Genomic DNA, 26,885 nt, shown 5'->3' with positions numbered 1-26,885 from the left:
TCATTTATACTGAAAAACGATTTTCAGCTTATATTTTTCGCCTCCTACTCCAGTCTAACGTGTATGATTCCAACTCCGTGTTCATTTTCAAGTTCTTCATTGGGAAGGCCTGGACCAATAGAAAACTGCAGGCTTTCTACTTCATTTAAATCAAATGGAGTCGTTAAATTATGTTCAAAGTAGTATGGGAGAAAAGAAGGATACGGCCGCGGCAAAGTAACCGTTTTTACCTCTTTTAACGTAGAAAGATCCAGCTCATGTTCCTGTAGCTGTGGATCAAGTTCGATTATTTTCCCAAAAGAAGCTCCGTTTTTCATCACAAGAGCCACCTGAAGTTTTTCTCTATTATCAGTTAAAGCACGGCCTTTGATTACCAATCGGCTTTTGGCACCTAATTCCTCTATTCTACCTTTGATTTTGTCTCTGAAATAGTACCTAAAGGAATAATCATTAACAGGTGCTGCATCCAAATTTTCAATATCTTCTTCAAACAGCTTCTCCACATTCACCTGAAACTCCGCTTCCCCGGGAAGGTTGGCAGGAACAACATTCAGGCTTGGAAGCCATTGCCGCACCACACTTTCTGAATCTTCATTTGCTTCAAACAAATATAGCGGCCTGTCTTTATCCACAACCCTTGTGGTATAGCTCTCTTCTCCTAAATAATCCCATTCCCCCGGATCTCCCTGCATATCATCAGGGAAGGTATAGCTGGAACCAGAAGTGTACACTATAATGCGATATTTTAAAAAGCCGTTTTTAAGTAGCGTTTCCGGAACATCCATTGCCCACTCATAACCTCTTTGTCTTTCCAGTTGTCCATTTTCATAGACATTCCCATTTTGATACCATACTTCCACTTTTTCTATCTCTTCGTTGGAAACAATTTCTGCGGAAATTTCCATAGCAGTATCTTCAGATATTTCCGGAAGTGCATCGTGCATCAGGTAGGTTTTATCCACGGTAGTTTCGGGAGCAGCAAATTCTTTCAGCTTTTTTTGATCCCATTCATCCTCCGGACCAAGTTTCGTGGAAACTCCTTTTCTCGTGAGCAGATAAGCTCCGGGTTCAATGCTGAATTTGCTACCTTCCGCTTTTCCACTGAATTCATTCCCTTCGTTCAACCCTAAAATACTGAAGTCCATTCCAATATCTGCAAGGTGAATATTCATTTCCCGGGACGTATGGTTAATGACGGCAATGGTTTTCTTCAAACTATTATTTCCGAAGGGATTATCTACCAGAATGGCATCGGGCATTACTTCCAGCCTCCAGACGCCTTTTTCGAGTTTATCCAGGAAATAAGCACCCTTTCCTTCATATTTTACCACTTCAGAATTTCCGAAACCGGCAACCTGCTTCAACTTTTCATCATTTTTAAGACGGGTGGAAGTAGTATTGGTGTAAATGAACTTTTCAACAGAATTCAATTCCGCCAGGTCATTTTCATAATCAATCGAAAAATCACCAAACTCTAAATTGTCAGGATATCTTCCTGTATTTTCATACATGGGAAGCTCATGAAAGATCTCGCCGCTAATCATTAACGCCAGGGCTTTTTGAGGCGTGTAAGCAAGGTTCATGTAATGCGTATCATATTCGGTATTGGCATATGCCATATAAGTAGGGTCGTATGCAAACTGGGTGGCAATCTGGATTCCCGCTTCTCGAAAACTACGCGCCATCGCAGGATACATATATGATTTCATCACATCGGCAGCATCGAACTCGTACACCAGCTTTGCCCCGTTATTCTCCCTGATTACATCATCAAAAGGAATATCATAGTCGTTTACATTTGGAAGCAAATTCCCCTGCAGTTCTTTCCCAAAACCCAGACCTGTTGGATACCATTGAAAAGTACCTCCCTGGATTTCGGCATCAAAATATGCCTGGGCAAGATGGGTGCTATGACTTACATTGTAAAAAATCGGTTTTTTAGTGCCTGTGGAACGCATGGAAGAAATCATTTTGTCCACAAATTCTGTTACTTCTTCGGCACTTCCTCGATGATGAGGTTCGTTGCTAATTTCAAAAGCAATAATATTAGGCTCGTCCTTATACGCCACTCCCGTAAACGGATTCACATGATTAAGAAACTGAGCCAAATAATTCTCCTGTGCCTTTATAGCTTCAGGATTGGTAAGGCTGGAATCTTTTCCGAATTTATGTGAAAATCCAGGTGTTTCAGGATCAGGTTCAGGCCAGCCACTGCCCCAATAGGCAATTGGGGTGATCATGAAATTGATTCCGCGATCCTTTAGCTGCTTCAGTAAATAATCGAACAATTCCAGATGCTCATTATCCAGAAGATTCCCATCCACATCACTTATTTCGGTATCCCAGACGTGGATTCTGTAAAGATCGAAACCCAGTCTCGAAAAATGATACACATCTTTATCAATAGCTTCTTTGAGATTTACCCCTAGTGTCTGAGCAGTCCTGTAACCGTGTGCAAAAGGAGCAGAATAGTTCACTCCAAAGCCCTTGACTTCTTTCTCATTATGCCCCCAGCGCATTACCCCGGTATCATCTACATAAACATCCTGTTTTGTGGTTTTTGAAGACTGTGCCAGAACATCTCCCGACATTAAAAGCGTAAATAAAAAGATTAAAACATTAAGGTTTTTAGAATATAATTTCATTTTTTATGGTTCAATGATTATTTCTGTTTCCCCCAGTTCTTCAGAAGAAGCTGTGATTACAATACGTTCAGTATGTGATTCGGTTCGTAAAAGTACAGTAGCAATTCCGGCTTCAGCATTTACAGCTTCTCCTCCAATCAATTCTGCATTTTCAGCTCCTTCTGTAAGAGAAAATTCAATGAGGTTCTTGGCATTGGGCACCACCGTTCCTTTTTCATCCCGAATGATGGCATATACAAAAACCACATCGGGTGTTTCTTCGGAAAGGGATCTTCCCGAATGGTCCATTGCAAGATCCAATTGAGAGGGCTTGCCCGGCGTACGCACTTTATAAGATGCGACTTCTTCGCCGTTAATATATCCTACCGCACGTAGTTCCCCTGCCTGAAATGACTCCAGGTCAAACTCAAAAGGAGGAAAAGGAAGTTCTTCTGAAATTTGATTTATTTCCGGTTTTTTTCGTTCCACCAGTTCGCCATTTAAATACAGCGCTACCTCTTCTGTATTACTAAAAACCTTCACATTGGTAGTAGATTTCGGCGTCCAGTAATTGGCGATAAATACCATTGGCACTGAAAATTCATCTGTATATGGAGCTTTTTGACTTTTGTAAAAATAGAATGCAAACTTCGGAATCCTAAAGATATCTGCAATTCCCGAAGCTTCCAGATCATTAGCATAGCCTCTGTTATAGTCAAACATAAGCCAGTTTGAATGGCCAATGGTTTGTTCACCCCGTAAATTAGAATTAAATGCCTCCTGATAATTTAAAGCCTGCTGCAACATTCCTATCTCGCCTGCACTTCTTAGCTGTCGGCTCGATCTTTCTTCTTCCTTTAGATCACTGTAGGCAGTTTGATTAAATCCGGCGTTTTGGGCGTAATACTCCCAATCTCCGTATTCCGCAATTAAGATGGGCATGCCTTCTTCATCATAATCGTTCCAATACTGCGGCGGTTTGGCATGTTGCCGTGCAGGAATAAAAAGGTCATAAGAAAAATGATCTATCCAACCCGCACTATAGGTGTCATCATACGGCAGTTCTGCTTTTAAAACCTTGTTTGCCCTTATCATGAATTCTTCGGTCATTTCAGATTCATTTAAAGAATTTTCCCAGAATACTACACTGGGATGGTTTCTATCCCTGCGCACCATATCTTTTATATCCTGAATGGCATTTTCCACAAATTCTCCTTCTTCATAATACTGCCATCCTGGAATTGCATTCATCACGAGCAATCCCAGTTCATCACAAGCCTCCAGGAATGCTGTAGCGTGAGGGTAATGAGATAAACGGACAAAATCAAATCCGGCTTGTTTTATTTTATAAGCATCCCGGTATTGTGCTTCGTCAGAAATTGCATATCCCACGTATGGATACTCCTGGTGACGGTTGGTCCCGTTCACAAAGAATTTTTCTCCGTTGAGGTAAAATGCATCTTCCGTTAATCGAATATCCCTGATTCCTGTTCGAAGCTGCCTGGAATCAATTACCAATCCGTCAGAAATTATTTCCACATTCAAATTGTAGAGATCGGGATTATAGGTAGACCATAAAAACGGATTCTCAATAACCACTTCTTCTGTAACAGAAACATCATCTCCCGCAGCTATGAAAACATCGCGAGAAAAGAACCTGAATTTCTCTCCTGTTCTGTCTGAAAACGTTAATCGCACGCTTACCAGTTGCCTAACATCAGATTCATTTTTGATATGAGTCTGTACAAATCCGGTTGCATATTGTTCATTTGCCTTATCGAAATGCACCAGTATACCGCCCCCATTAACCTCATCTGCATGAACCGCATCGGTTATGTAAACAGGATTCGTTTTAATCAGGTGAACATTCCTGTAGATACCACCGTAAAGATTAAAGTCAAGCATATCCAGTGTTTTTCCGGGAGGAATCGTCGTGTCATCTAAATTGATAACCTCTACCTCAATTATGTTCTCCTGACCTTCTTTAAGAAAAGGTGTAGCATCTACAGTAAAGGGTAAATATCCGCCTTTATGAGTGGTCACCAGAGAATCATTAACAGATACCCGTGCCTCCTGCATGACCCCTTCAAAGTGAAAGAACCATTTTTTGTCTCCAAGTAATTCTACAGGAAAGCTTTTTCTGTATACAGAAGTTCCCTGCCATTGATCATTCACCACCAAAGGCTCGATCCTCACCGTATGAGGAATATTTACAATTTCCCAATTAGACCCTTCCAACGCAGATCCTGTAAGCCTTTGAAATTGCCAGTCGTTGCCAAAGTTTTCTGTAACTCGTGGACTAACAGCGATATCATTCTCGTGGCTGGAAATCTGGTTAATGGAGTTGCAGGAAGTAAAAGCTGCAATTGCAACAAACAGAATGTAAAACAGATTGAATTTAATTTTCATAAAAGGTTTAATTATACATCACAGATCCTGATAGCTTCTTCCAGGGAATTAAATTTATTTTCGGCAGTAGGTACAAACTCCTGTGCTACATATCCATCAAAGCCGGTTTCAACAATGGCTTTCATGATAGCAGGATAAAATAATTCCTGGGTTTCATCAATTTCATTTCTTCCGGGGACGCCTGCTGTATGATAGTGATTAATGTAAGGATGGTATTTTCTTATGGTCGCAATCACATCTCCTTCCATAACCTGCATATGGTAGATATCGTATAAGAGTTTAAAATTATCTCTCCCCGTTTCCTTAGCCAAAGCCACTCCCCATTCAGTATGATCGCACATGTAATCTGGATGATTTACTTTGCTGTTTAGTAATTCCATCACCAGCACCACGTTCCTTTCTTTTGCATAATCCAGCAACGGAATAAGCCCTTCTGCACAGTTCTTTATACCTGTTTCTTCATCCATTCCACGACGGTTTCCGGAGAAACAAATCACATTTTTAATCCCCTGTTTTGAAGCTTTTTCAATAAGTTCTTTATATTTTTTCTGAAGCTCTTTATGATTTTCAGGATCATTAAATCCGTGTTCAATGCTGGCAAAATCATCTGTAGCCATAGAGCATTTCAGACCGTGTTTTTCTACGGTATCCCACTCCGAAGGGCGAAGAAGGTCAATTGCCTTTATACCTATTGCAGCACAATCGGCAGCCAGTTTATCCAATGGCACGTCCGGGAACGTCCAGCGACATACAGAATGATTGATGTTGTTTTTTGGCCTGTCTGATTTTTTTTCTTCTGAAAATTCAGGTACAGAAAACGAACTCAGTACGCTTCCAAAACCAATTGCTCCTGTTCCCAGTGCAATATTTTTTAAGGCCTGTCGCCTGTTGAATGTGTTCTTCATCTTTATATTTTAGTAAACTAATAATTATTACGATCAAAAAAATCAAAAGCCGGCAATGCTTTTGAAGTTTCAGCATCAAAAAAGGTAGCATTGTCCCAATGTGATCCCTGTCCCCAAAGGGTATTGCAGTTGGTAGAAATCCATGCCGGCTCCCAGTATATCAATCCTTCGGCCCCACCTTCATCCAGTTTTTTCACGAGATCTATGAGGTATTGCCGCTGCCCTTCAGGAGAGGCTTCATAATCCGGAATCAAAGCATTTTGCCCAATGTTATTATTTGCACTATCTGCATCTTCCAGGGTGTGCGGGTATGCTGTTTCCACCACCATCACTCTTTTCCCATAAGTTTGTTTCAATTCCTGAACAGCACCGGAAACCTCTTCCAGACCATAATTGGACCATACAGGATAATAGGATATCCCAATCCAGTCATACGCTTTAAGTCCATTTTCTTCGGCTGCTTCAAACCACCACAAGGCATTTTCAGGTTGGGCAATGTGCAGCATGGTTTCAATTTCGATGTTGTGATCACCGGAAAAGTCATCCACTGCTTTTAATCCGGAGTTGATCAACTGAATGTTCCGTTCCCAGTTGATGGGCCAGGTAGCCACTCCAGGAGCCAGGATCTCGCTGTTGATCTCATTCCCTACCTGAACAATTTCAGGCAATAAATCCTCCTCCAGAAGCCTGAAAAGAGTTGAATAGGTATAGTTGTAAAGAGAATCTGCAAGTATTTCTGTATCTTCAATATGGTTCCATGCTTCAGGAATTACCTGATTCTCTGGATCTGCCCAGGTATCGGAATAGTGAAAATCAAGCAGAACCTCCATATTTTGAAGTTTTGCTCTCTCTATTGTCTTCCTAACATCCTCGAAGTCAGAATAATTTGTCCATTGAGGATCATGCCACAGGCGTACCCTTACCAGATTGGCTCCCGCCTCTTTAAATAGAACGAAGGGATCTGCTTCCTCTCCAGCTGCGTTGTTGTAGACCCCACCACAATCTTCCATTTCATTTACATAGGAAAGATCTGCACCAAAATATGTAACCGAAATCTCGGTATCGTCCTCCTCATCATCTGGATCTACAGGAACTTCAGGAGTATCAATAACTTCAGCATCATCTTCCCTGCATCCTGAAACTGAAAATATCAGTAGTGCAAACAAGCACACTATAAAAGAAAGTCGTTTCATATAATGAAAATAATTAAACGTAAAAATTACTATTATTTTTTAGGAAACAAATAATTCCATTAATTATTTTAATAAAACTTTTGCGCTGTTATGTTCATCTGGAGTTTTTCAGGAAATCTCAAAATTGTATCCGGACTTCAATAACTCCTGATACCTTTTATTGTCAAATTTATAAAGAAAAGCACCACGACGGGATGTGGTTTTATCCTTTTCATCTAACTTGATCAGAACGTTCAAAGAGAGTACCTTCTTCCGGAAGTTTCTGGAGTCCAGCTCCTTTTGATAAATAGCCTCGTATAAGCGCTGCAACTGCGGAATTGTAAATTTCTCCGGCAGTAGTTCAAACCCTATAGGTTTATACCTGGCTTTTCGTCTGATTCTGGCCAGCGCGTCCTGTACCATCTGGTTATGGTCGAGTACAAGATCTGGAACTTCACTGATATCATGCCAATGGGCTCCATGTTTTTCTACCAGCTCCTTATCGTAGTCATTGATCCTAATCAAAGCATACTGCCCTATTGAAACACATCGAAATCCCGGATCTCTGTCGGCATTTCCGTAGGTTTTCAGCTCTTCCATAAAAACGTTCTCCAGACCGGTGATCTCTTTCAGCACCCGCTGTGCCGCCTCTTCAACATCCTCGTTGAGCTTAACGAAGCTCCCAATCAGAGACCATTCTCCCAACAATGGTTTTACTCGTCTTTTAAAAATCAATAATTTAAGATTTCCAGAGTCAAAACCAAAAATGATACAATCTGTCGCGACGTACATTCTTTCTTTCGGAACATATAAATCTTCTGTAAAATCTACCATTTGCGGGATATATGATTTGAAGTGTTAAATATAAAGAAACATTATATTTTTGGGAAATTTAAGATTAATGTATAATTTACGTTTATTATATTTGAAGAATTAAAATTTTTATCTTTTGAGAAATAATTCCATATCTCCACAAACCCAAATGCTGAACGATTTTACCAGTGAACTTTCTGTCTCCTCCCCCGGAAGGATCAATCTTATAGGAGAACACACAGATTATAATAATGGCTTTGTATTACCAACGGCAATAGACCGGAAGATTTATTTTGAATTCCGGAAAAATAACTACAGTAATAAATGCCGTATCTACAGTGAAACTTTTAAAACCTATACGGAATTTGATCCGCAGGATCTTTCAAAAAGTGAAGCTTCCTGGAAAAATTATATTTTCGGAGTAGTCGATGAAATTCAGAAGAGAGGAAAAACAATTGACGGATTTGACTGTATCATCAAAAGTGAACTTCCCATTGGAGCAGGAATCAGTTCTTCCGCAGCACTGGAATGCGGACTCGCTACGGGGCTGAATGAACTTTTCTCCCTTGGCCTTGAACCACTGGAACTGGTTAAATTATCTCAAAGTGCTGAAAACAACTTTGTAGGATCCAACTGCGGAATAATGGATCAGTATGCATCTGTAATGAGCAAAAAAGGACATCTGATCCTATTAGATTGCAAGTCGCTGAAAGCCGAATTTATTCCGGCAGATTTTAAAAACTGTAAGATCTTACTGCTGAATACCAATGTAGAACACAATCTTGCTGAAGGAGAATACAATACCCGCCGAAGGGAATGCGAAGAAGCAGTAAAAATTATTCAAAAAAGCTATCCCGAAGTTCACTCTTTACGAGATGTAAACTTTGAGATACTAGAAAAGACCAAGCATGAGCTTCCGGAAAAAAATTACCAGCGCAGTTTTTATGTACTAAAAGAAAATGAAAGGGTCATAAAAGCAACAGAAGCTATAAAATCAGGAAATATAGAGGTATTCGGAAAATTAATGTATCAGTCTCATGAAGGTTTACAACATCATTATGAGGTAAGTTGTGCTGAACTTGATTTCCTGGTGGACCATTCCCGGAATAAGGAATTTATTTATGGCTCCCGAATGATGGGTGGTGGTTTTGGAGGTTGCACCATTAATATCATTGAAGAAAATGAAATTTCCGGCTATGTACAGGAGGTTTCAAAAGCTTACAAAGAAAAGTTCAATATTGAATTAGATGCAATTACCGTCGTTCCCAGCGAAGGCACGATCGTGGAAGAAAAGAAATGAAAGGCCTGAATTTTCTATAAAAAAAGAGTTAAATTTCCAATATAATTTAAAATAATGAGCGAAGATATTAATAGTATTCCGCATAGAAGATATAACATCTTAACCGGCGAATGGATCCTGGTTTCTCCTCACCGAACTAAACGTCCCTGGCAGGGAAAAACTGAAAAAAGCGGTGCAGTTGAAAGGGAAACTTATGATCCTTCCTGTTATCTATGCCCCGGAAATACTCGCTCGAGCGGAGAAAAAAATCCTGAATATAAAGAACCTTTTAGCTTTGTAAATGATTTTTCTGCTCTGTTACCGGATAGTCCAAAAGTTGAAAAACACGACGGACTGCTCATTGCAGAAACCGAAAAAGGTATATGTAAAGTAGTATGTTTTTCTCCCGATCATTCCCTGACCCTCCCACTTATGGAAGTGGAAGAGATCACCAAAGTGGTGCAAATGTGGAAAAAAGAATATAAAGAACTGGGGGAAACAGAAGATATTAATTATGTCCAGATCTTCGAGAATAAAGGAGCAATCATGGGCTGTAGCAATCCGCATCCTCATGGACAGATTTGGTCACAGCTTTCTATCCCTACAGAAATCCAAAAGAAAACAAAACATCTTAAAGATTACTGGGAGAAGAATAAAACCAGCATGCTGTCAAAATATCTGGAACAGGAGCTGGAACTAAAGGAAAGAATCCTTCTTGAGAATGAACATTTTGTGGCCCTTATTCCTTATTGGGCCGTTTGGCCTTATGAAGTAATGATCCTGCCAAAAAAGCATTATCAGCATATCGGCCAGTTAAATGCGGAAGAGGAAAAAGCTTTTGCAGAGATTATCAAGAAACAAACCATCATGTATGACAACCTGTTTGGAACTTCCTTTCCTTATTCTTCAGGAATTCACCAAGCTCCAACAGATGGAAAAGAGTATCCGGAATGGCATTTCCACATGTCTTTTTATCCGCCGTTATTACGTTCTGCCACCGTCAAAAAATTTATGGTAGGATATGAGATGTTTGCAGGTCCACAAAGGGATATTACTGCAGAACAGGCCGCGGATACCTTGCGACAGCTTCCTGAAACGCATTACAGCAAATCATAAATATCACGGTTATGGAACGTAAAACAACCTTAAAAGAGCTCGCAAAGATCCTGAATGTGTCAATTTCAACGGTATCAAAAGCGCTGAATGACAGTTCCGAAATCAACCCTGATACAAAAGCAAGGGTCAAAGAAGTTGCACTGGCCAACAACTATGTTCCCAATGAACTGGCCCAAAGCCTGAAGGGCAAAAAGACGAAGACTTTAGGGGTGATAATTCCTGAAGTCCTTTCCCAGTTTTTTGCCAAAAGCCTCCATGGTATCGAAACGATGGCCAGCAGCCTTGGCTACAAGATCATTATTTGTATTTCCAACGAATCGGTTCAAAAGGAAACCGAAAGCCTTAACATTCTAGTAAATACCAATGTTGACGGCATTATTATGTCGTTAGCGAGAGAAACGCAGGCTACAGAAAGTTATGACCATTTTAAAAAGGTATTTGACTACGGAATTCCAATCGTTTTATTTGACAGGGTTTCAGATACCCTGGTTTGTGATAAAATTACTGTAAATGACAGGGAGATCACTCACAAAGCCGCCATGGAACTCCATAATTCAGGTTGTAAAAATATCATTTACCTCTCCACCATTTATGATACCAGTGTAGATAAGCAAAGACAAATAGGCTATACTTCAGCAATGAAAGAGTTAAGGTCAAAGCCCGAGATTCTTCACATCAAAGACTATACTTACTTTGAAGAAAACCTGCTGAAAGTTCTAAAAAAGTCTAACGTTGATGGAATTGTGGCAGCCGATGAACTTTCGGCAATTTCTGCCATGAAAACGGCGCTGAATCACGGCTACAGGATTCCGGAAGATTTATCGGTCATTGGGTTTACAAACGGAGTGCTGGGCGAAAATTTTATTCCTTCCCTTACCACAGTGGAACAATACGCCGAAGAACAGGGTCGCACTGCAGTAGAGCTAATTATTGGTCGTATTCAGAAAACGATTGCGGCAGAGCCTGTCCACAGGATTATCAAGACTTCCATCCTTCACCGTAATTCTACCCGACAATCTCTTGCCCTTCAGAAGTAATACTCCGAAAGTTTTAAAAGTGGTCCGCGGGAAATTTCAGAAGATATATAAAACCGTTCCTTTGTTAAATAAAAAAGCAGCCATAAAGACTGCTTTTTGATATCATTTGAATCATTCCTAGCGGAACATTCTACTACCAGAATAAGGCATATAGCATTGCAACTATAAGGACAATTGCAACACTTCCAATATTAAATGCCGGTGTGGTTTTAAACAGGTCTTTAGTGATAACAATAGATTTCTCCTGATTTTTACCTTTTCCTTCAATAAGGCTAATCACTACCATAATAAGCATGGTCAACACCCAGGTGATCATCATTTGATGCATGAACGGAATCTCCACAAATAACGGACTATCTACCCAGCCCTGCGGACCGACTTTGAAATACAATGCAATTGGTATGGAAGCTAAAACCCCCCATATAGCAGAGGAATTGGTGGTTTTTCTCCAGAAAAGCCCCAGAATGAATACCGCCAGAATTCCCGGACTCACAATTCCGGTATATTCCTGGATATACTGAAATACCTGACCAAGATTTCTCAACTGCGGAGCAAGTAAAACGGCAATAACCAGTGCTACCGTAGCAGAAATTCGTCCTACTTTCACCAAACCTTTTTCTGAATTTCCTTTTTGAAGGTATGGTTTATAAATATCCATGGTAAAAATAGTCGCGGTAGAGTTTAGCATCGATGCGATAGAAGACACAATAGCGGCTGCCAGAGCTGCCAGAATCAATCCTTTTACACCTGTTGGTATGAATTCTTTGATTAACCACGGGAAAGCGTTGTCATTGATAATCCTGCCTCCTTCGGCAATGAAAGAAGGATCTGTTGCAGCCTGAGTGATATTTCCATCTACATCGGTATTCAGCACAAAAGCGATGATCCCAGGAATTACCACGATCAACGGAATGATCAACTTTAAAAATCCGGCAAGAATGATCCCTTTTTGAGATTCCTGTAGACTTTTTGCAGCTAGTGTCCGCTGAATGATATATTGATTAAACCCCCAGTAATAAAGGTTGGCAACCCACATTCCTCCTATTAGAACCGCCAGCCCAGGTAGATCCCACCAGGCATCTGCTCCGTTGGGCGTCATTAATTCCCCTTTTTCGAGGATCATGGAAAATTTCCCGGGAACTACCTCGTAGATATGAACCAGTCCGGAAATAATTCCTCCATCTTCAGAAACGTAGGTAAGAGCAATAAAAGTGGTTATAAGACCACCTACTATAAGAAGTACCACCTGTACCACATCTGTCCATGCTACTGCCGAAAGTCCGCCGTAAAGCGAATATGCCGCTGCAAACAGCGCCAGCCCTACAATGGAGTACATAAAGAGGGAACCATCCCCACCACCAATAATAGTATCTAAAGCGGTTGCTCCTAAATATAATACTGAGGTTAAGTTTACGAAAATAAATAAGGCAATCCAGAAAACCGCCAAAATGGTTTTTAGATTGGTCCCATACCTCACTTCAATAAACTCCGGAATGGTATACAATCCTTTTTCAATAAAAACCGGGAGGAAATATTTCCCTACGATAATCAGGGTAATAGCCGCCATCCATTCGTAAGAGGCAATTGCCAGCCCAATCGCAAAGCCGGACCCGGACATCCCGATAAACTGTTCTGCCGAAATATTCGCGGCAATCAGGGAAGTACCAATGGCCCACCAGGGCAGTGATTTACTGGCAAGAAAATAATCTTCAGATGTTTCTCCCTTTCCGCGGGAAACCCATAATCCAATTCCGATGATCATTAATGCGTAGGTCGCAAAAATAAAAATGTCCCAAAATCCAAATTCCATAACTAGAAGCTAATTTAATCTATGAATACTAACATCCTGATCTTCAGAAGTAAAGTCAGAACAGCTTTAAAATCGGTATAGCAAGAAATTATCTGATTCAGAACCAGAAAAGATTTCTTAAAACTTTGCTAAATATAAATAAAAAATAATATAAACGTATTCCTTACGCTTATAACTTTCTGCAGAAAAAAATCTTTAATTTTTTTCTTCAGCTATCCAGTCATTCACCTTCTCTTCCAGCAAATTCAAAGGAAGAGCACCGTCAAGTAATATCACATCATGAAATTTCCTGATGTCGAAATCATCTCCCAGCTCTTTCTTTGCTTTCTCCCTTAATTCCAGGATTTTATTCATCCCCACCTTATAAGCCGTAGCCTGTCCAGGCATAACGATATGCCGCTCAACCATTTTTACTGCATCACTTTCGGCATTGGGTGAATTCTTTGTGTAGTATTCAATCGCTTCTTCACGGGTCCATTTCCTGGCATGAATCCCGGTATCAACTACCAGTCTTATGGAACGCCAAAGTTCCATGGCCAGCCTTCCAAAATCTGAATAAGGATCTTCATAAAACCCGATTTCCTTTGGCAATATTTCACTGTAGAGTCCCCAGCCCTCCACATAAGCAGTGTAAAAACTCATTTTTCGAAACATGGGAATATCTTCCAGTTCCTGGCTAATGGCAATTTGCATGTGGTGCCCGGGAATCCCTTCGTGATACGCCAGTGCTTCCATTTGATAGGTAGGCATGGCTTCCATGTCGTACAAATTGGCATAATAAATACCCGGCCTTGTTCCATCTATCGCAGGTGCGGAATAAAAAGCTTTTCCGGCGCTTTTTTCCCTGAAAGGTTCCACTGCTTTGACCTGTATATCGGCTTCAGGTAAAGTCAGGAATAATTCCTCCAACCGGTCTTTCATGGTATTAATTAATCCCGTGGCCTCTGTAAGATATTTTTCTTTTCCTTCCGGAGTATTTTTATAATAGAATTGTTCATCGGTACGCATAAAATGGAAAAAATCCTGCAGGGATCCTTCAAATTCCACTTCTTCCATAATGGCTTCCATTTCTCTGTGGATCCTGGCAACTTCACTTAACCCTAATTCATGGATCTCGTCTGCAGTAAGATCTGTGGTAGTGATCCTTTTTAGAGCATTATTATAAAATGCTTTTCCCTTGGGGAATTTCCATGCTCCGGCTTCATTGGTCGCACGCTGGCGTTGATCTTCAAGGGCGGCAATGATAATTTCATAAGCCGGTTGCACAGAGTTGATCATTACCTCCTGAGCCCTGTTCATAAGCGCATCCTTCTCTTCGGAAGAAATATCAAGGTCTTCTACTTTTTGCTTGAAATCTACCAGCAAAGCACTGGCATCGGTTGATTTCTGAAATGGTTTTCCGGTAATCACATTTCGGGAGGCTTCTATCGTATGATCATAGACAAATTTGGGCGGCATGATCTGGTTAAATTCCCTTAGCTGCATTGCTTCTGCCACATCTTTAAACAGTGCCGGAAGCTTTTCCATTCTCGCTATGTAGGCTTTTGCATCGGAAACCGAATCGATCCTGTGCATATTGATCAAAAATGCTGGAATTTCTGCATGTACGCCAAACATTTGATTTACGGGATAATTATAAAACCGGAAATCATAATCTTCAATTTCATTTTCTAATTTTTGTCGGTAAAGCTTATAACTCAAAGCATCCTGCTCATTCAGCAGGCCTGCATTTACCGAATCTTTTAAAAATGATAATCTTTTTTTAGCTTTTTCAAGCTCTTTTGCATGCCGCAGGTGAGAAAAACTATCCCAGCTGTCATAACTGGTTTTTATTCCCAGTCTTGTCTGCAACATGGGCGAATCTTCCAGGTCCCGTTGAAATTCATGTTCAAAAAAAGATGTCAGCTTTTCAGATTCTGAAGCAGCATCTGCTGAAGATGGCGTATTTTCTTCAGAATTTTTACAACCGATAACACTAAAAGCAAGAAAAATTATATAAAAGGTTAAATGAAAAATCTTTTTCATAGAAGAAATGATGTTAAAAAGAAATGCGGAGACATTTTCAGTAGGTGAAATTAAGAAAAAAACACGCAGCAGCATTTACTTCACTTCTTAAATAAATGAAATACATGTTTTTTTCTATAGATCATCATAATTATTCCAGTACAGTAAATTCTATTTCGGAATCATGAAAGACCTTATGGGTCTGCTTCTGAAAATCTTTCTCTTCTGCTTCAAATATATTATCCACATAAGTCTGCGGATTAAGGTCGATCAATGGGAACCAGGTGCTCTGAACCTGAATTTGTAGTTTATGGCCCTTTTTGAACGTATGATGCACATCCTGAAGTTTAATATTCACAGCTGTTTTTTCATTCGGTACAAATGGTTCCGGTTCAGAAAAGCTATTTCTGAATCTTCCTCTCATCACCTCACTGCGCACCATCATGTGGTAATTGCTCATTTTAAGATGGTCCTGGGTTTCTTCAAAATCTTCGGCATCGGGAGGATATACATCCACAATTTTCACTACCCAGTCTGCCGCAGTTCCGGTAGTTGCAACCTGTAGCTTTGCCAAAACTTCTCCAGACAGGGTAATATCTTCCTTTAAAACTTCCGTTTCATATACCAACACATCAGGTCGACGGGCAGCAAACCGTTGGTCATCGGTCATGTATTTTCTCGGAGTAAAAACCATTTTGACGTCTTCAGAATAAGGAACCGGCTTCTTAGGATCACTTACAAATTCTTCTGCTTCCGTCCCGGCTTCTTCTGCTAGCTCCTGATCATCATTCAGGAAAAAGGATCTTTTTGTAGTTTCTTTGGGAGGCCATGCTTCATAAGACTTCCAGGTTCTAAGACCTGTATCGTACATATAAGCTTCGGGTAAGCCTACAGATTTATCTCCGCTCCCCTTCAGAAATTGATTGAAAAACTTTGTTTCCACATCCTGCTGAAAATGTTCAGAAAGATTATCTCCAAAATACACATTGCCTACAGCCTGCCGCTCATTTTGCCGCGCCCAGTCCCCATGGCTCCAGGGTCCCATAACCAGCATACTGTAATTGTTGCCAGACTTTTCAATGGCTTTATAAGTCTCAAATGGGCCGTATAGATCCTCGGCATCAAATAATCCACCCACTACCATTACCGCTGGTTCCACATTATCCAAATGCTGAATAATTCCTCTTTTTTGCCAGAAATCATCATAATTGGGATGTTCCTTGAGCTGCTGCCAGAAAACATTGTCTTCCCCGTAATACTTATCGAGATTACTCAATGGACCTGCATCCAGAAAAAACTGATATTGATCCTGGGTCCCCAGTTCGGGTAAAGTATACCAGGCTTCGGTGGTTGGCTCCTCTTTTTCATATCCAAATAGTGCCGTGGCTCTCCAGTAACTCAATAAATAAGCTCCATTGTGGTGAAAGTCGTCAAAGAAAAAATCTCCGATGGGTGCCTGTGGTGATACTGCCTTAAGCGCAGGATGTGAGCTTAGCAAAGAATAGGTAGAGTAAAATCCGGGGTAGGAAATTCCCCATACTCCTACTCTTCCGTTATTGTTTTCTACATTATTCACCAGCCATTCGATCGTATCGTATGTATCACTGGCCTCATCTACTTCTTTTCCAGATTTATCCGGATTGAATGGCCGCATATTATCGTAAGTACCTTCACTCATCCATCTCCCGCGTACATCCTGATAAACTATAATATTACCTTCCTTCATCAGGTATTCATTGGGACCAATTTTTGACCGAAACTGGTCTTCGCCGTATGGTCTGGAACTATAGGGCGTGCGGGACATGATCAGGGGATATTCCCTGGAAGTGTCTTTGGGAGAGTAAATAGTTGTGTGAAGCTTTATGCCATCACGCATGGTGATTTCCACTTCCTGCTTGGTATAATGTTCTGAAACATCATAATCTAAGGTTGTTTGTGGAAATACAGATACAGCTGTTAAAAAACAGATGAAGAAAAACGTTTTTCTGAATATTTTCATACCGTGGATTTGTTTAAAAATCCCTAAAGATAGAAATTCCCGCAAAAAGCGCCACTAAAAGATTCCGTTCAGTTACTCCGAGAAATTAGTTAGTCCTGTTTCAAGCCACGCAGCGTATTCTTCTGCATTGGGAGTATATCCTACCGGTTCGCTCAAAAGATTCATTTCACTATCGAGCAACACGTAATAAGGCTGAGAATTATTCCTGAAATTCAGGGTTTGAAAAGTCGCCCATTTATCACCAACGGTTTCAATCTTTTTGATCCCTCCGGAAGGTCTCTGGTAGTTAAACTGATCTTTTTCTGAAAGTTCTTCCCGGTCATCCACATAAAGGGAAATTAGAATGTATTCATCCCTAATGGTTTCAAAAACTTCGGGATCACTCCACACCTGTTCTTCCATTTTTCTACAATTAACACAGGTAAATCCGGTGAAATCGAGTAAGATCGGCTTATTCTGGGCTTCGGCTGCCGCCACTCCTTCATCAAAATCTTTATAAGCTTTTAGCCCCAATGGACCTTCGGTATCTTTTTCATAGACACTATAGTACAATGGTGGTGGAAATCCGCTTAACAATCTCAGGTTCGCATAGCTGGTATTGGTAACCCCCGGGATCAAATAAACCACAAAAGCGAGCGTAATTATTCCGAAGAAAAGTCGCCCTTTATTCAGCCTGGTTTTAGGTCCATCGTGGGGAAAACGGATTATTCCGAATAAATAAAGGATCATGGCAATACCGATTGCAATCCATATTCCAATAAAGATTTCCCTTTTAAGAAGATCCCAATGTTGAACCAGATCTGCATTTGAAAGGAATTTGAAAGCAAGCGCCAGTTCAATAAATCCAAGCACCACTTTTACCGTATTCAACCATCCACCACTTTTGGGAAGGGAATTAAGCCAGTTTGGGAAAAGCGCAAACAGGGCAAACGGAAGCGCCAGTGCGAGTCCAAATCCCCCCATACCGAACGACAGCTGCGTTGCACCCCCGTCGCTCGTCAAAGAGCCTCCCAGCAAAGAGCCAAGAATTGGTCCGGTACAGGAAAACGAGACGATTGCCAAGGTCAACGCCATAAAAAAGATCCCGATCAAACCTCCAAAACTGGAAGCCTTATCATCCATTTTACTGCTCCAGGAATTAGGCAATGTAATTTCATAATACCCAAAAAAGGAAAATGCAAATACGATGAAAATGACAAAAAAGATAAGGTTTAATGTGGCATTGGAAGATATGTTATTGAGGATCTCTGGATTCACAGAGTCCAGCAAATGGAACGGCAAACTAAGTAAAAGATAGATCAAAAAGATAAAAATGCCATACATGATAGCATTAATCAACCCTCTTTTGGCGTTCTTGGCACCCTTGGTAAAAAAAGAGACCGTCAAAGGGATCATCGGGAAAACACAAGGTGTTAGCAAGGCGATCAATCCTCCTACAAAGCCAAGAAAAAAGATATTCCAGTAACCACTTTCCTCCTCTTTTTCTATCTCATAATTGGATGTTCCCTGTAGATTGATATTCAGATTTTTTGTCAACTCAAGGTCTTTACCGGCTACTTCAAGATCTGCAAAACCTTCGGTAACTTCATTGCCCGCCAGGGAAAAAGTAAATCTCTCTGTTTCGGGTGGAAGACATTTTTCATCATCACACACAGAAAAATAAACTTCAGCGGTTATTTCCATTTCAGAATCTACAGGATTCAAGACTTTTATTTTCTGTCGAAAAGTAGCTTCATCTTCAAAATATGTAATATTGGCTTCAAAGACCTGATCGAAATAAGGCTCGGAGTCAGGCTCTTCGGTTTCTCCAATCAGTTCATAAGTATCTGAAGAGGTGTTATAGGTGAACTCTGTAGGAATTGGTGCAATTTCAATATCGGCCTCCTCCTGCGAATATAAGTGCCAGCCCGGCTCTAGAGTGGCTTTAAAAACAAGCTCGTAGATACTGTCGTTTTCTTTTTCCATCGAAGCCTCCCACTCAATAGGATTCTCAATACTGGAATTTCCAAAATTTTCATTATCAAAAATCTGTGCAGAAGCAGTAAAAAAAGAAATGCCAAAAAAGGCAAAAAACAGTAATAATCTCATGGTGTGTAGGTTATTTTTAAAATTTTGGAAGTAGATTGATCCACGGCAAATCGTGCATCTGCCCGGTGGCCAATTACCCAAACAACTTTATCATTTGAGGATAAAATCCGGCTGTTTTCCTTCTGGGGCAAAGATAATTTATTGTCCTTGAAAAATTTGCTCAGCTTCTTCTTACCCTCCATCCCAAACGGATAAAAATAGTCGCCTTTTTGCCACTTTCTTACAATCAATGGAAAATCCAGCTTGTTTTTATCTACAAATATTTCGTTTTGATTTGCTTCGGAAATTGTTTCAACCGTTTCCAGGTGAAAAGTTCCCACCGGAAGCATTAAAACCGCCTCTTCTTCTGAAATTTCAAACTTAAAATTATCTTCTTCTGAAGGAATCGTGGTAAGAAGCAGTTTTTCCCTGTCTTTTACTAATCGATGTGTTTTTGAATAAACAATCTTTCCTGCCTGGGCGTCTAAAAGGTGCAGGACATCATTCCATTCTGTAAACCCAAAAGGTTTGAAAAGCTCGTATAAAATGGCTTTTGTATTGGGGATAGTTTTGAGTAGTTTAATATTAAAGCTGTAGCCATCCTGGTTTTTTTTCGCAATTTTAGGGAAAATGGCAGAAATATAATCTTCTACCAATAAGGCACTTTCCTTCAGGTGTTGCTGCGTCTTCTTAAAACTCTGCAGCAGCTGCGGATTCAATTCTTCCAGCCCTGGAATGATCTCATGGCGAATCCTATTCCGAAGGTATTTTGTGGACAAATTACTACTGTCTTCTCTCCATTTAAGATGATTTTTATGGGCATAATCCTCAATTTCCTTTCTGGAAAAAGGAAGTAAAGGCCGTAAAATTCCGTCATTTGATTCCGGGATTCCGGTTAATCCGTCCAATCCGGTTCCCCTGATGAAGTTGATCATAAAAGTTTCCAGGTCATCATTGGAATGGTGAGCAGTAAGCAAATAATCAAACTTTAAATCTCTCTGTAGCTCCCCGAACCACTGATAGCGCAGATCCCGGGCCGCCATTTGCACCGAGGTTTTAGATTCTTCCGCGTAAGCTTCCGTATCGAAATGTTCTGTAAATACTTCCAGATCAAGCGCATCTGCAAATTCCTGAACAAACAGTTCATCGCCATCACTCTCTTCACCTCTAAGGTGAAAGTTACAATGCGCCAGGGAAATTCTCATGCCAGATTCTTTACACAAATGAGTCAGCACAACGCTGTCCACTCCCCCACTAATGGCAATTAATAATTTTGCTTTGTGAAGTGGCGGAAACTGCTCCCGAAGATGATTTTTAAAAGCCTCTAACATAGCCGGCAAATGTACGAAAAAAGGCTCTTGAAACCATGATCGACCAGGCGCTTTCGGGAGCTGATTTTAGTTCGATTCTTCCAGCTGTTTTTCTAAGACTTCCCGCATTGCCTTTGCTTTCAATAGGCATTCTTCATATTCTTTTTCGGGAATAGATCTGGAGGTAATTGCGCTTCCTACAGAGAAGGAAGCATATTTCGCTTCTTTATTATACAAAATACTTCTTATCACCACATTAAAATCGAAATCACTTTTCGGTGTAAAGTAACCAACTGCACCGCTGTATAAGCCTCTTTTAGATTCTTCAAGTTCCTCAATGATCTTCAAGGCAGAGATCTTTGGTGTACCCGTCATACTTCCCATTGGAAACGTGGATCTTAAAACTTCTACAGCCGGGATTCCTTCCGCGAGCTGCGATGTGACGGTGGAGATCATTTGATGTACCTGCCTGAAGGTATAAATCTTGCAGAGCTCCTCTACTTCCACCGATCCTTTTTTTCCGGTTTTTGAAAGATCATTTCTTACCAGGTCAACGATCATTACATTTTCAGATCGTTCTTTAGGATCGTTCCCAAGGTCTGTTATTAGTTGCTCATCTTCAGCAGCATTTTCTGCTCTTCTTGCTGTTCCTTTTATAGGCTGGGAAATGATCTTGTTGCCTTGCTTCTGAAGATACCTCTCGGGAGATGCGCAAAAAAGGTAGTGTTTTTCCAGTTTTAAAAATGCAGCAAACGGCGGATTCGAAATAGTGTTCAGGCTTTCAAAGGTTTGAAGCGGATCTAATGTTGCATTTTCCACAAAGAATTCCTGACAAAAATTAGCTTCATAAATATCACCCCGCTGAATGTGCCACAGCATTTTATTTACTTTCTCCAGATACGTTTTTCGGGAAAGCCTCGATTTTATCTGGGAATTTATGGATTGAATAATTTGCTTTTTCGATTCTGAGTTCTCAGTTTTTAGTTCTAGATTTTCAACACCTGTATAATTTTGAATTGTATCTTTATTCTCTTCTCTCTTGTCTAAATTCTCTCTGACCTCTAACCTCGCTCCTTTAATTTTTTCAATCACCTTCAAGTCCTCTTCCATCTCATCATCCACCATTCTTAAATACTGTATTTCAACCTCGTGACCCTTCAGTAGAAAGATCTTTTTAGGCTGAAAAAAATACATTTCAGGAAAATGGAGTCCATCGAAATTTTCAGAAGTGAGTTCTTCCGTGCCATTTTTAAGGTCGTAGGATAAATATCCGAAGATCCAGTCGGCGGTCAAGGTCTGGTATTCCAGAAGTTGATCGAAGGCATTGAGATAATCTGTTTTAATGGCTGTAAAAGCTTCCACTGCCAGAATCGCGTCATAGCCGGAATATTTGTCTTTATAGTTATTACTGTCCAGCCATACTATTTCCCCAAATTGCTGCGCCCACTGCAGCAGTTGCTCTTTAAATCGGGAAACATCCTTTACTTCTACCTTCTTTCCTGTTCTCAATTACTCATTAATTTCGTGAGAAAAACTGCTTACCACGTCTTTTATTCCCAATTCCTGGATTTCATTAATAATTAGATTCCTTTCTGAATCCACATTGTCATAAAACTGCGGAAAGCTGAAACTCTGAATAATCTCCCCACCAAATCGAGGAAATTGTTTTTTAACATACTCCAAAGCAGCAGCTCCTCCCCGTTCGCCAGGCGACGCACTCATCAACAGAATTTTCTTACCCGTTAAAAACTTTCTGTCAACCCGGGAGAGCCAGTCGATCACATTTTTGAAAAACCCCGACACGTTGGCATTATATTCATTTACTGAAATCACCAGCGCATCATTCTCCAGGATCTTTTCATATAGAAACTTTACATCCTGCGGAATCCCCTCTTTTTCAAGAACTATGCTGTAAAAAGGGATATTAAGCTCTCTTAGCTGCAGCACTTCCACCTTATGCTCCTGAAGCCGTTGGGTTACATTTAATATTAACTGATGGTTTATAGAAGTCGGGCTGTTGGAGCCAGAAAAGGCTAAGATGTTTTTCATTCGTGGAACATTTTTTTTCAAAAATACGAAACAGATGGGGATAAATGGCACATATCTTCCTTCTGGCCGGCTAATGCATTGTCCTGCCAAAAATTAAAGTTTACCTTTGCAAAAAATATGACAGCGTGACTTTTCAGGAATTAAATTTGAACACCCCTTTATTGAATGCATTGGAAGATTTAGGATTTTCCACCCCCACTCCCATTCAGGAGCAGGCTTTTTCCACCATCATGTCCGGAAGGGATGTTATTGGAATAGCACAAACCGGTACCGGTAAAACGCTGGCATATTCGCTTCCGGTTCTTAGAATGCTACCATATTCTGAGCAACAGAATCCACGCGTCCTTATTATTGTTCCTACCCGGGAACTGGTCGTCCAGGTGGTAGAAGAATTAGAAAAGCTTACCAAGTATATAAATGCCCGTATCCTTGGTGTTTATGGCGGTACCAATATTAATACCCAGAAACAACTGGTAGCCCAGGGACAGGACATTATAGTTGCTACTCCCGGAAGGCTGTATGATCTTACGATCAACAGGGATTTGCAATTAAAATCCATTCAGAAACTAATTATTGACGAAGTAGATGTGATGCTGGACCTGGGATTTAGATTTCAGCTAAACAACATCATGGAACTTTTACCTCAAAACAGGCAAAATATCATGTTCTCTGCGACCATGACCGAGGAAGTAGAGCAGCTAATACAAACAAACTTCCGGCAACCTGAGAAGATTTCGGTAGCAGCCAGCGGTACTCCACTGGAAAACATAGAACAATCAGGCTATGAAGTTCCGAATTTTTACACCAAAATAAATCTGCTGAAATTACTTTTAAAGGACAAAGATCAATTTAATAAAGCGTTGATCTTTGCCGGAAATAAAAAGATGGCAGACAGGGTTTTTGAAAACCTGAACACGGCTTTCCCGGAGGAATGTACCATCATCCACTCCAATAAAACCCAGAATTACAGGTTAAGAAGTATCCGCCAGTTTGAGGATGGTTTTTGCCGCATCCTGGTCGCTACAGATGTGATGGCCCGCGGACTCGATATAGATGAAATAAGCCATGTCATCAATTTCGATACTCCAGATTATCCTGAAAACTACATGCACCGTATAGGAAGAACGGGAAGAGCTGAAAAGCAAGGATATTCTATTCTACTTACTACTCCCAATGAACAGGAAGGCCTCGGAAAGATCGAATCGCTCATGAAGATGGAAATTCCTAAAAAGACTCTTCCCGAAGAAGTAGAGATTTCTAAAGAATTAATTCCTGAAGAACAACCTAAAGGAATGGAGATAAATAATCCTTCAAAATTCACAGATGAAGATGCTCCCGGTCCCGCTTTTCATGAGAAGAAAGAAAAAAACAAAAAGGTAAATCTTGGAGGATCTTATAAAAGAGAGGTCAAAAAGAAATATAAGAAGCCAAAAACAAGGGGTGATAAAAATTACAATAAGAATAAGAGAAAGTAATTTTTGAAGCAACTCCATTGAACTCTCCTCTATTTTAAATCATTTTTACGGGAGAAAATCTTCTTTTTTAAAGGAAGCGTCTACCTCTAACTCAAAATATGTTCAAAATTTTTAAAACTATCTGTTATAAAATCAGATTTTTACTCACAAAGTAATGTTAACTCTAGATTAAAAGTGTTAAAGTCTATAACGCTAAAAACTTCTTTCAAAAATTAGTTTTCGAATTTAAAAATTGATTTCATCAGCATTACAAGGGCGTTAAGCTGACTATAGGTTAACGAACCTTCATCTTTTAAAAATTTTCACCACATAACATATTGATGCTTAGAATAAAAGGGCAAAAAAATAAGTGAAAAATTAACTTTTTTATATTATTTTTAACTTATAGTTCCCCCTTTCAAGAGTTTTCGAGACCATTGTTGCGATTATTCGGACGACACTTTAACTAACCATCTATGAAAAGAAGTACTAGCTTAGTGCGTGAACAGTTCTTAAAAGATGCAGACCGGTCTTTTGGCAGTAGAAACCACCAGGAGGAACTACCTTTACTACTATTTGTCACAGATCCCGATTCTTTGGAGATTACTTTTTCTAATCTCGCAGCCAGAAATTATTTGGGTGTTGGAAAGGAAAATTTGGATTTCAGCAGGTTGATTCATCCTGATGATTATGAGGACTTTCTCCTTCACATACAATCTGTGAAGTGTCATGATGAAGAAGATATAAAAAATATCACTGTACGCATTAAACAAGGCTCCAGGATCATTAAAAAATTTCATTTCAGACATAGGCTATATGCTACAGAAAATGGAAAAAATCATGTAATGGGAGTTGCAAAAGAAATTCCGGTTTCCAGAAAAAAACAAAGAAATTCTATTGGTAATCCTCCTTTGGAAGAGGCACTTCAGAAGAGTTTGAAAAAAAACCGAAGCCTTCAGGAAAATCTTTCTGATGGATTTTGCACTGCAGATGTACTTTTCGACCTTCAGGATAAGCCGATAGATTGCATTATCCTGGAAGCGAACCCGACTTTTCAGGAACAGATCAATGCTTCTCATCTTCAGGAAAGAAGCATGAAGCAGCTTTTACATGGCTATGAAGATAAAATGTATGAAATCTTTGGAAAAGTTGCTATTGACCGTCAATCTATTCAGTTTGAAACATCCGGCCCGGGACAGTTACGATTTCACGTCAATGCTTTTCCATTTGGAGAAGACGAAGGTGGACAAATAGCCATACTTTTTAAAGATAGTACTCATCAAAAGCTTCTGACAGAGAAGTTGAAAAAAGAGTGTTCAGAAACTGTTCCGGAGACATCAGAAGATCAGGAAGATCATCAGCTGCTAAAAACCATTTTTGACAAAACTAGTATAGGAATTGCTGTTTTAAAGCCTGAATATTCTCCCGATGGAGATTTGAAAGATTTCCTTTATATGAAAGCGAATGACTTTATAAAGAATAAAATCGGCAAAAACATCATTGGAAACAGCTTTCTCAAATTAAATCCAAAAGCCACAGAAAACGGCGTATTTAGCATGATGAAGCGCAGCATGCTTAGTGGGATTTTTGAAGAACTTGAAATGAAGGAAACCCTAGGAGGTCAAAAAAGATGGTACAGAATTACTACAAGAAGAGAAAACGGATACATTATAACTTCTATGGAAGATATTTCGCGTAGAAAAATGAAATCTCTGCGCTTAAAGGAAAACGTGCAGTTCAAAAAACAAATTGCGAAAACCTCTCCGGATATCATTATGATCCTTAACCTTCAGGAAGAAAACGTACGTTACATCAACAGGGATATGGCCCCACATTCCGGAAGGAGGAAAAAAGAAATCGACGGAATGCCCTTATCTGGAATTCTTCCTCTTATTCACCCGCATGACCGCGAAAAAGCGCTGGATTTCCATTCCAAAATAACCAAAGCAAAAGACAAAGAGATACTGGATATTGAATTCCGGTTTAAAAGCAAAGAAGATCAATGGGAATGGTTCAATGGCCGGGGAAAGGTTTTTATGAGAAATAAGGAAAGTAAAGTATGTGAATACATACTCTTATTGCGAAACATTGAACAGCAAAAAAGAACTCAAAAAGCGCTTCTTAATGCCGAAAAACTTTCAATAAAAGGAGAAGTTGCTAGAACCTTGGCACACGAACTTAGAAATCCCATGGCCAGTATTGGGATGGCGGCAGATGTTCTTACCCAAAAACTGGCAGAACAGAAAAATGGCGACCTGGAAAACTATATTGGAATAATTAAAAGAAGTAATGGCATCCTTAATAAATTGGTAACAGATTTGCTGAACGCTTCGAATTACTCCCAGTTTCACCCCATTAAATGCTGTTTGGCTGCAACCCTTGAGAAGGCTTTAAAAGCTGCCGACGACAGGATTCATCTTGTAGGAATAAAGGTTAGCAAAAATTACAGCGGAACGTACAACATCCTGGGAGATCCCGAAAAATTAAAAATTGCCTTTTTAAACATCATTATTAATGCCAGCGAAGCCATGAATCCTAATCAGGGCGTTCTACATCTAAAAATAACCAGCAATTCCAAAGATCACATTCTTACAATTACCGATAATGGCTGTGGAATGGAAAAAACCCAAATTGACAAACTCTTTGATGCATTCTATACTCAGAAACCGCAGGGGGTGGGAATTGGGTTAAATTCAGTAAAAAGTATTCTGGAAGAGCATGACGCTAAAGTACTGGTAGATAGCGAACTTAATAAGGGTACGAGTTTTCACCTTACCTTTCACCGTTATGAAAGTTTTCAAAGAACTTAAACATCTTGTGAAATAAAAGAGTTTAAT

17 protein-coding genes are annotated in these 26,885 nt (G+C 40.0%); 5 read left to right on the top strand and 12 right to left on the bottom strand.

The features are described 5' to 3' along the window. Positions 1 to 44 precede the first annotated feature (44 nt). The 5 genes from IE056_RS04250 to IE056_RS04230 form a co-directional block, all read right to left on the bottom strand. Positions 45 to 2,645, bottom strand: coding sequence for a cellulase family glycosylhydrolase (locus IE056_RS04250; RefSeq protein ID WP_189603448.1), 2,601 nt, complete (start codon positions 2,643 to 2,645; stop codon positions 45 to 47). 3 nt (positions 2,646 to 2,648) lie between these two features. Next, on the bottom strand, positions 2,649 to 5,033 hold the full coding sequence (locus IE056_RS04245; protein WP_189603447.1) for a glycoside hydrolase family 2 TIM barrel-domain containing protein: 2,385 nt from the start codon (positions 5,031 to 5,033) through the stop codon (positions 2,649 to 2,651). 11 nt (positions 5,034 to 5,044) lie between these two features. Continuing rightward, a complete protein-coding gene (locus IE056_RS04240) occupies positions 5,045 to 5,938 on the bottom strand; it encodes a hydroxypyruvate isomerase family protein (protein ID WP_189603446.1) in 894 nt (297 codons plus the stop codon). A gap of 17 nt (positions 5,939 to 5,955) precedes the next feature. Next, positions 5,956 to 7,131: a glycoside hydrolase family 53 protein gene (locus tag IE056_RS04235; protein WP_189603445.1), complete on the bottom strand. Its 1,176-nt coding sequence runs from the start codon at positions 7,129 to 7,131 to the stop codon at positions 5,956 to 5,958. Positions 7,132 to 7,239: 108 nt separating this feature from the next. Then, the gene (locus IE056_RS04230; protein WP_189603444.1) at positions 7,240 to 7,944 is read right to left on the bottom strand and encodes an NUDIX hydrolase; all 705 of its coding nucleotides are present in this window, start codon (positions 7,942 to 7,944) and stop codon (positions 7,240 to 7,242) included. Positions 7,945 to 8,059: 115 nt separating this feature from the next. On the opposite strand from IE056_RS04230, the gene galK reads away from it, so the two are divergent. Genes galK through IE056_RS04215 form a run of 3 tightly spaced genes read left to right on the top strand, consistent with a single transcriptional unit; the run spans position 8,060 to position 11,355 of the window. After that, positions 8,060 to 9,223 carry a galactokinase gene (galK, locus tag IE056_RS04225; RefSeq protein WP_229793651.1) on the top strand — a complete coding sequence of 388 codons (1,164 nt, stop codon included), beginning with the start codon at positions 8,060 to 8,062 and terminating at the stop codon, positions 9,221 to 9,223. A gap of 54 nt (positions 9,224 to 9,277) precedes the next feature. Continuing rightward, a complete protein-coding gene (locus IE056_RS04220; RefSeq protein WP_189603443.1) occupies positions 9,278 to 10,318 on the top strand; it encodes a UDP-glucose--hexose-1-phosphate uridylyltransferase in 1,041 nt (346 codons plus the stop codon). Positions 10,319 to 10,329: 11 nt separating this feature from the next. Then, entirely contained in the window at positions 10,330 to 11,355 is a 1,026-nt protein-coding gene (locus tag IE056_RS04215; protein ID WP_189603442.1) for a LacI family DNA-binding transcriptional regulator, read from the top strand. Between the two features lie 133 nt (positions 11,356 to 11,488). Here the strand turns inward: IE056_RS04215 and IE056_RS04210 are convergent, their stop codons facing one another. From IE056_RS04210 to IE056_RS04180, 7 genes are all read right to left on the bottom strand, one after another. Further along, positions 11,489 to 13,165 (bottom strand): sodium/sugar symporter, encoded by a 1,677-nt coding sequence (locus IE056_RS04210; protein WP_189603441.1) that lies wholly within the window; start codon positions 13,163 to 13,165, stop codon positions 11,489 to 11,491. Positions 13,166 to 13,360: 195 nt separating this feature from the next. Then, the gene (locus tag IE056_RS04205; protein ID WP_189603440.1) at positions 13,361 to 15,190 is read right to left on the bottom strand and encodes a DUF885 domain-containing protein; all 1,830 of its coding nucleotides are present in this window, start codon (positions 15,188 to 15,190) and stop codon (positions 13,361 to 13,363) included. A 130-nt stretch (positions 15,191 to 15,320) separates the two neighbouring features. Continuing rightward, positions 15,321 to 17,168, bottom strand: coding sequence for a CocE/NonD family hydrolase (locus IE056_RS04200; RefSeq protein WP_189603439.1), 1,848 nt, complete (start codon positions 17,166 to 17,168; stop codon positions 15,321 to 15,323). 72 nt (positions 17,169 to 17,240) lie between these two features. Further along, the gene (locus IE056_RS04195) at positions 17,241 to 19,256 is read right to left on the bottom strand and encodes a protein-disulfide reductase DsbD family protein (protein ID WP_189603438.1); all 2,016 of its coding nucleotides are present in this window, start codon (positions 19,254 to 19,256) and stop codon (positions 17,241 to 17,243) included. Next, positions 19,253 to 20,566, bottom strand: a complete 1,314-nt coding sequence (tilS, locus tag IE056_RS04190; RefSeq protein ID WP_189603437.1) for a tRNA lysidine(34) synthetase TilS — start codon at positions 20,564 to 20,566, stop codon at positions 19,253 to 19,255. The genes IE056_RS04195 and tilS overlap by 4 nt, the downstream gene beginning before the upstream one ends. Before the next feature lie 66 nt (positions 20,567 to 20,632). Then, a complete protein-coding gene (locus tag IE056_RS04185) occupies positions 20,633 to 22,054 on the bottom strand; it encodes an anthranilate synthase component I family protein (RefSeq protein ID WP_189603436.1) in 1,422 nt (473 codons plus the stop codon). Next, positions 22,055 to 22,594 carry an NADPH-dependent FMN reductase gene (locus IE056_RS04180; RefSeq protein ID WP_189603435.1) on the bottom strand — a complete coding sequence of 180 codons (540 nt, stop codon included), beginning with the start codon at positions 22,592 to 22,594 and terminating at the stop codon, positions 22,055 to 22,057. Positions 22,595 to 22,719: 125 nt separating this feature from the next. Between IE056_RS04180 and IE056_RS04175 the strand changes: the two genes are divergently transcribed. Continuing rightward, a complete protein-coding gene (locus tag IE056_RS04175; protein ID WP_189603434.1) occupies positions 22,720 to 24,069 on the top strand; it encodes a DEAD/DEAH box helicase in 1,350 nt (449 codons plus the stop codon). A gap of 455 nt (positions 24,070 to 24,524) precedes the next feature. After that, a complete protein-coding gene (locus tag IE056_RS04170; RefSeq protein ID WP_189603433.1) occupies positions 24,525 to 26,858 on the top strand; it encodes an ATP-binding protein in 2,334 nt (777 codons plus the stop codon). The last annotated feature ends 27 nt before the right edge of the window (positions 26,859 to 26,885 follow it).

The sequence above is a fragment of the Salinimicrobium marinum genome (genome assembly GCF_014651535.1).
In the GTDB taxonomy this organism is placed as follows: Bacteria; Bacteroidota; Bacteroidia; order Flavobacteriales; family Flavobacteriaceae; genus Salinimicrobium; species Salinimicrobium marinum.
Note: the sequence above shows the minus strand (reverse complement) of the source record. Positions and strands in the feature narration are given on the sequence as shown.

What these genes read in the sequence shown, in the direction of transcription:
- IE056_RS04250 (WP_189603448.1), bottom strand. Translation starts at nt 2,645, where the DNA reads ATGAAATTATATTCTAAAAACCTTAATGTTTTAATCTTTTTATTTACG.
- IE056_RS04220 (WP_189603443.1), top strand. Translation starts at nt 9,278, where the DNA reads ATGAGCGAAGATATTAATAGTATTCCGCATAGAAGATATAACATCTTA.
- tilS (WP_189603437.1), bottom strand. Translation starts at nt 20,566, where the DNA reads ATGTTAGAGGCTTTTAAAAATCATCTTCGGGAGCAGTTTCCGCCACTT.
- IE056_RS04170 (WP_189603433.1), top strand. Translation starts at nt 24,525, where the DNA reads ATGAAAAGAAGTACTAGCTTAGTGCGTGAACAGTTCTTAAAAGATGCA.
- IE056_RS04200 (WP_189603439.1), bottom strand. Translation starts at nt 17,168, where the DNA reads ATGAAAATATTCAGAAAAACGTTTTTCTTCATCTGTTTTTTAACAGCT.
- IE056_RS04205 (WP_189603440.1), bottom strand. Translation starts at nt 15,190, where the DNA reads ATGAAAAAGATTTTTCATTTAACCTTTTATATAATTTTTCTTGCTTTT.
- IE056_RS04210 (WP_189603441.1), bottom strand. Translation starts at nt 13,165, where the DNA reads ATGGAATTTGGATTTTGGGACATTTTTATTTTTGCGACCTACGCATTA.
- IE056_RS04195 (WP_189603438.1), bottom strand. Translation starts at nt 19,256, where the DNA reads ATGAGATTATTACTGTTTTTTGCCTTTTTTGGCATTTCTTTTTTTACT.
- IE056_RS04215 (WP_189603442.1), top strand. Translation starts at nt 10,330, where the DNA reads ATGGAACGTAAAACAACCTTAAAAGAGCTCGCAAAGATCCTGAATGTG.
- IE056_RS04245 (WP_189603447.1), bottom strand. Translation starts at nt 5,033, where the DNA reads ATGAAAATTAAATTCAATCTGTTTTACATTCTGTTTGTTGCAATTGCA.
- IE056_RS04240 (WP_189603446.1), bottom strand. Translation starts at nt 5,938, where the DNA reads ATGAAGAACACATTCAACAGGCGACAGGCCTTAAAAAATATTGCACTG.
- IE056_RS04235 (WP_189603445.1), bottom strand. Translation starts at nt 7,131, where the DNA reads ATGAAACGACTTTCTTTTATAGTGTGCTTGTTTGCACTACTGATATTT.
- IE056_RS04230 (WP_189603444.1), bottom strand. Translation starts at nt 7,944, where the DNA reads ATGGTAGATTTTACAGAAGATTTATATGTTCCGAAAGAAAGAATGTAC.
- IE056_RS04180 (WP_189603435.1), bottom strand. Translation starts at nt 22,594, where the DNA reads ATGAAAAACATCTTAGCCTTTTCTGGCTCCAACAGCCCGACTTCTATA.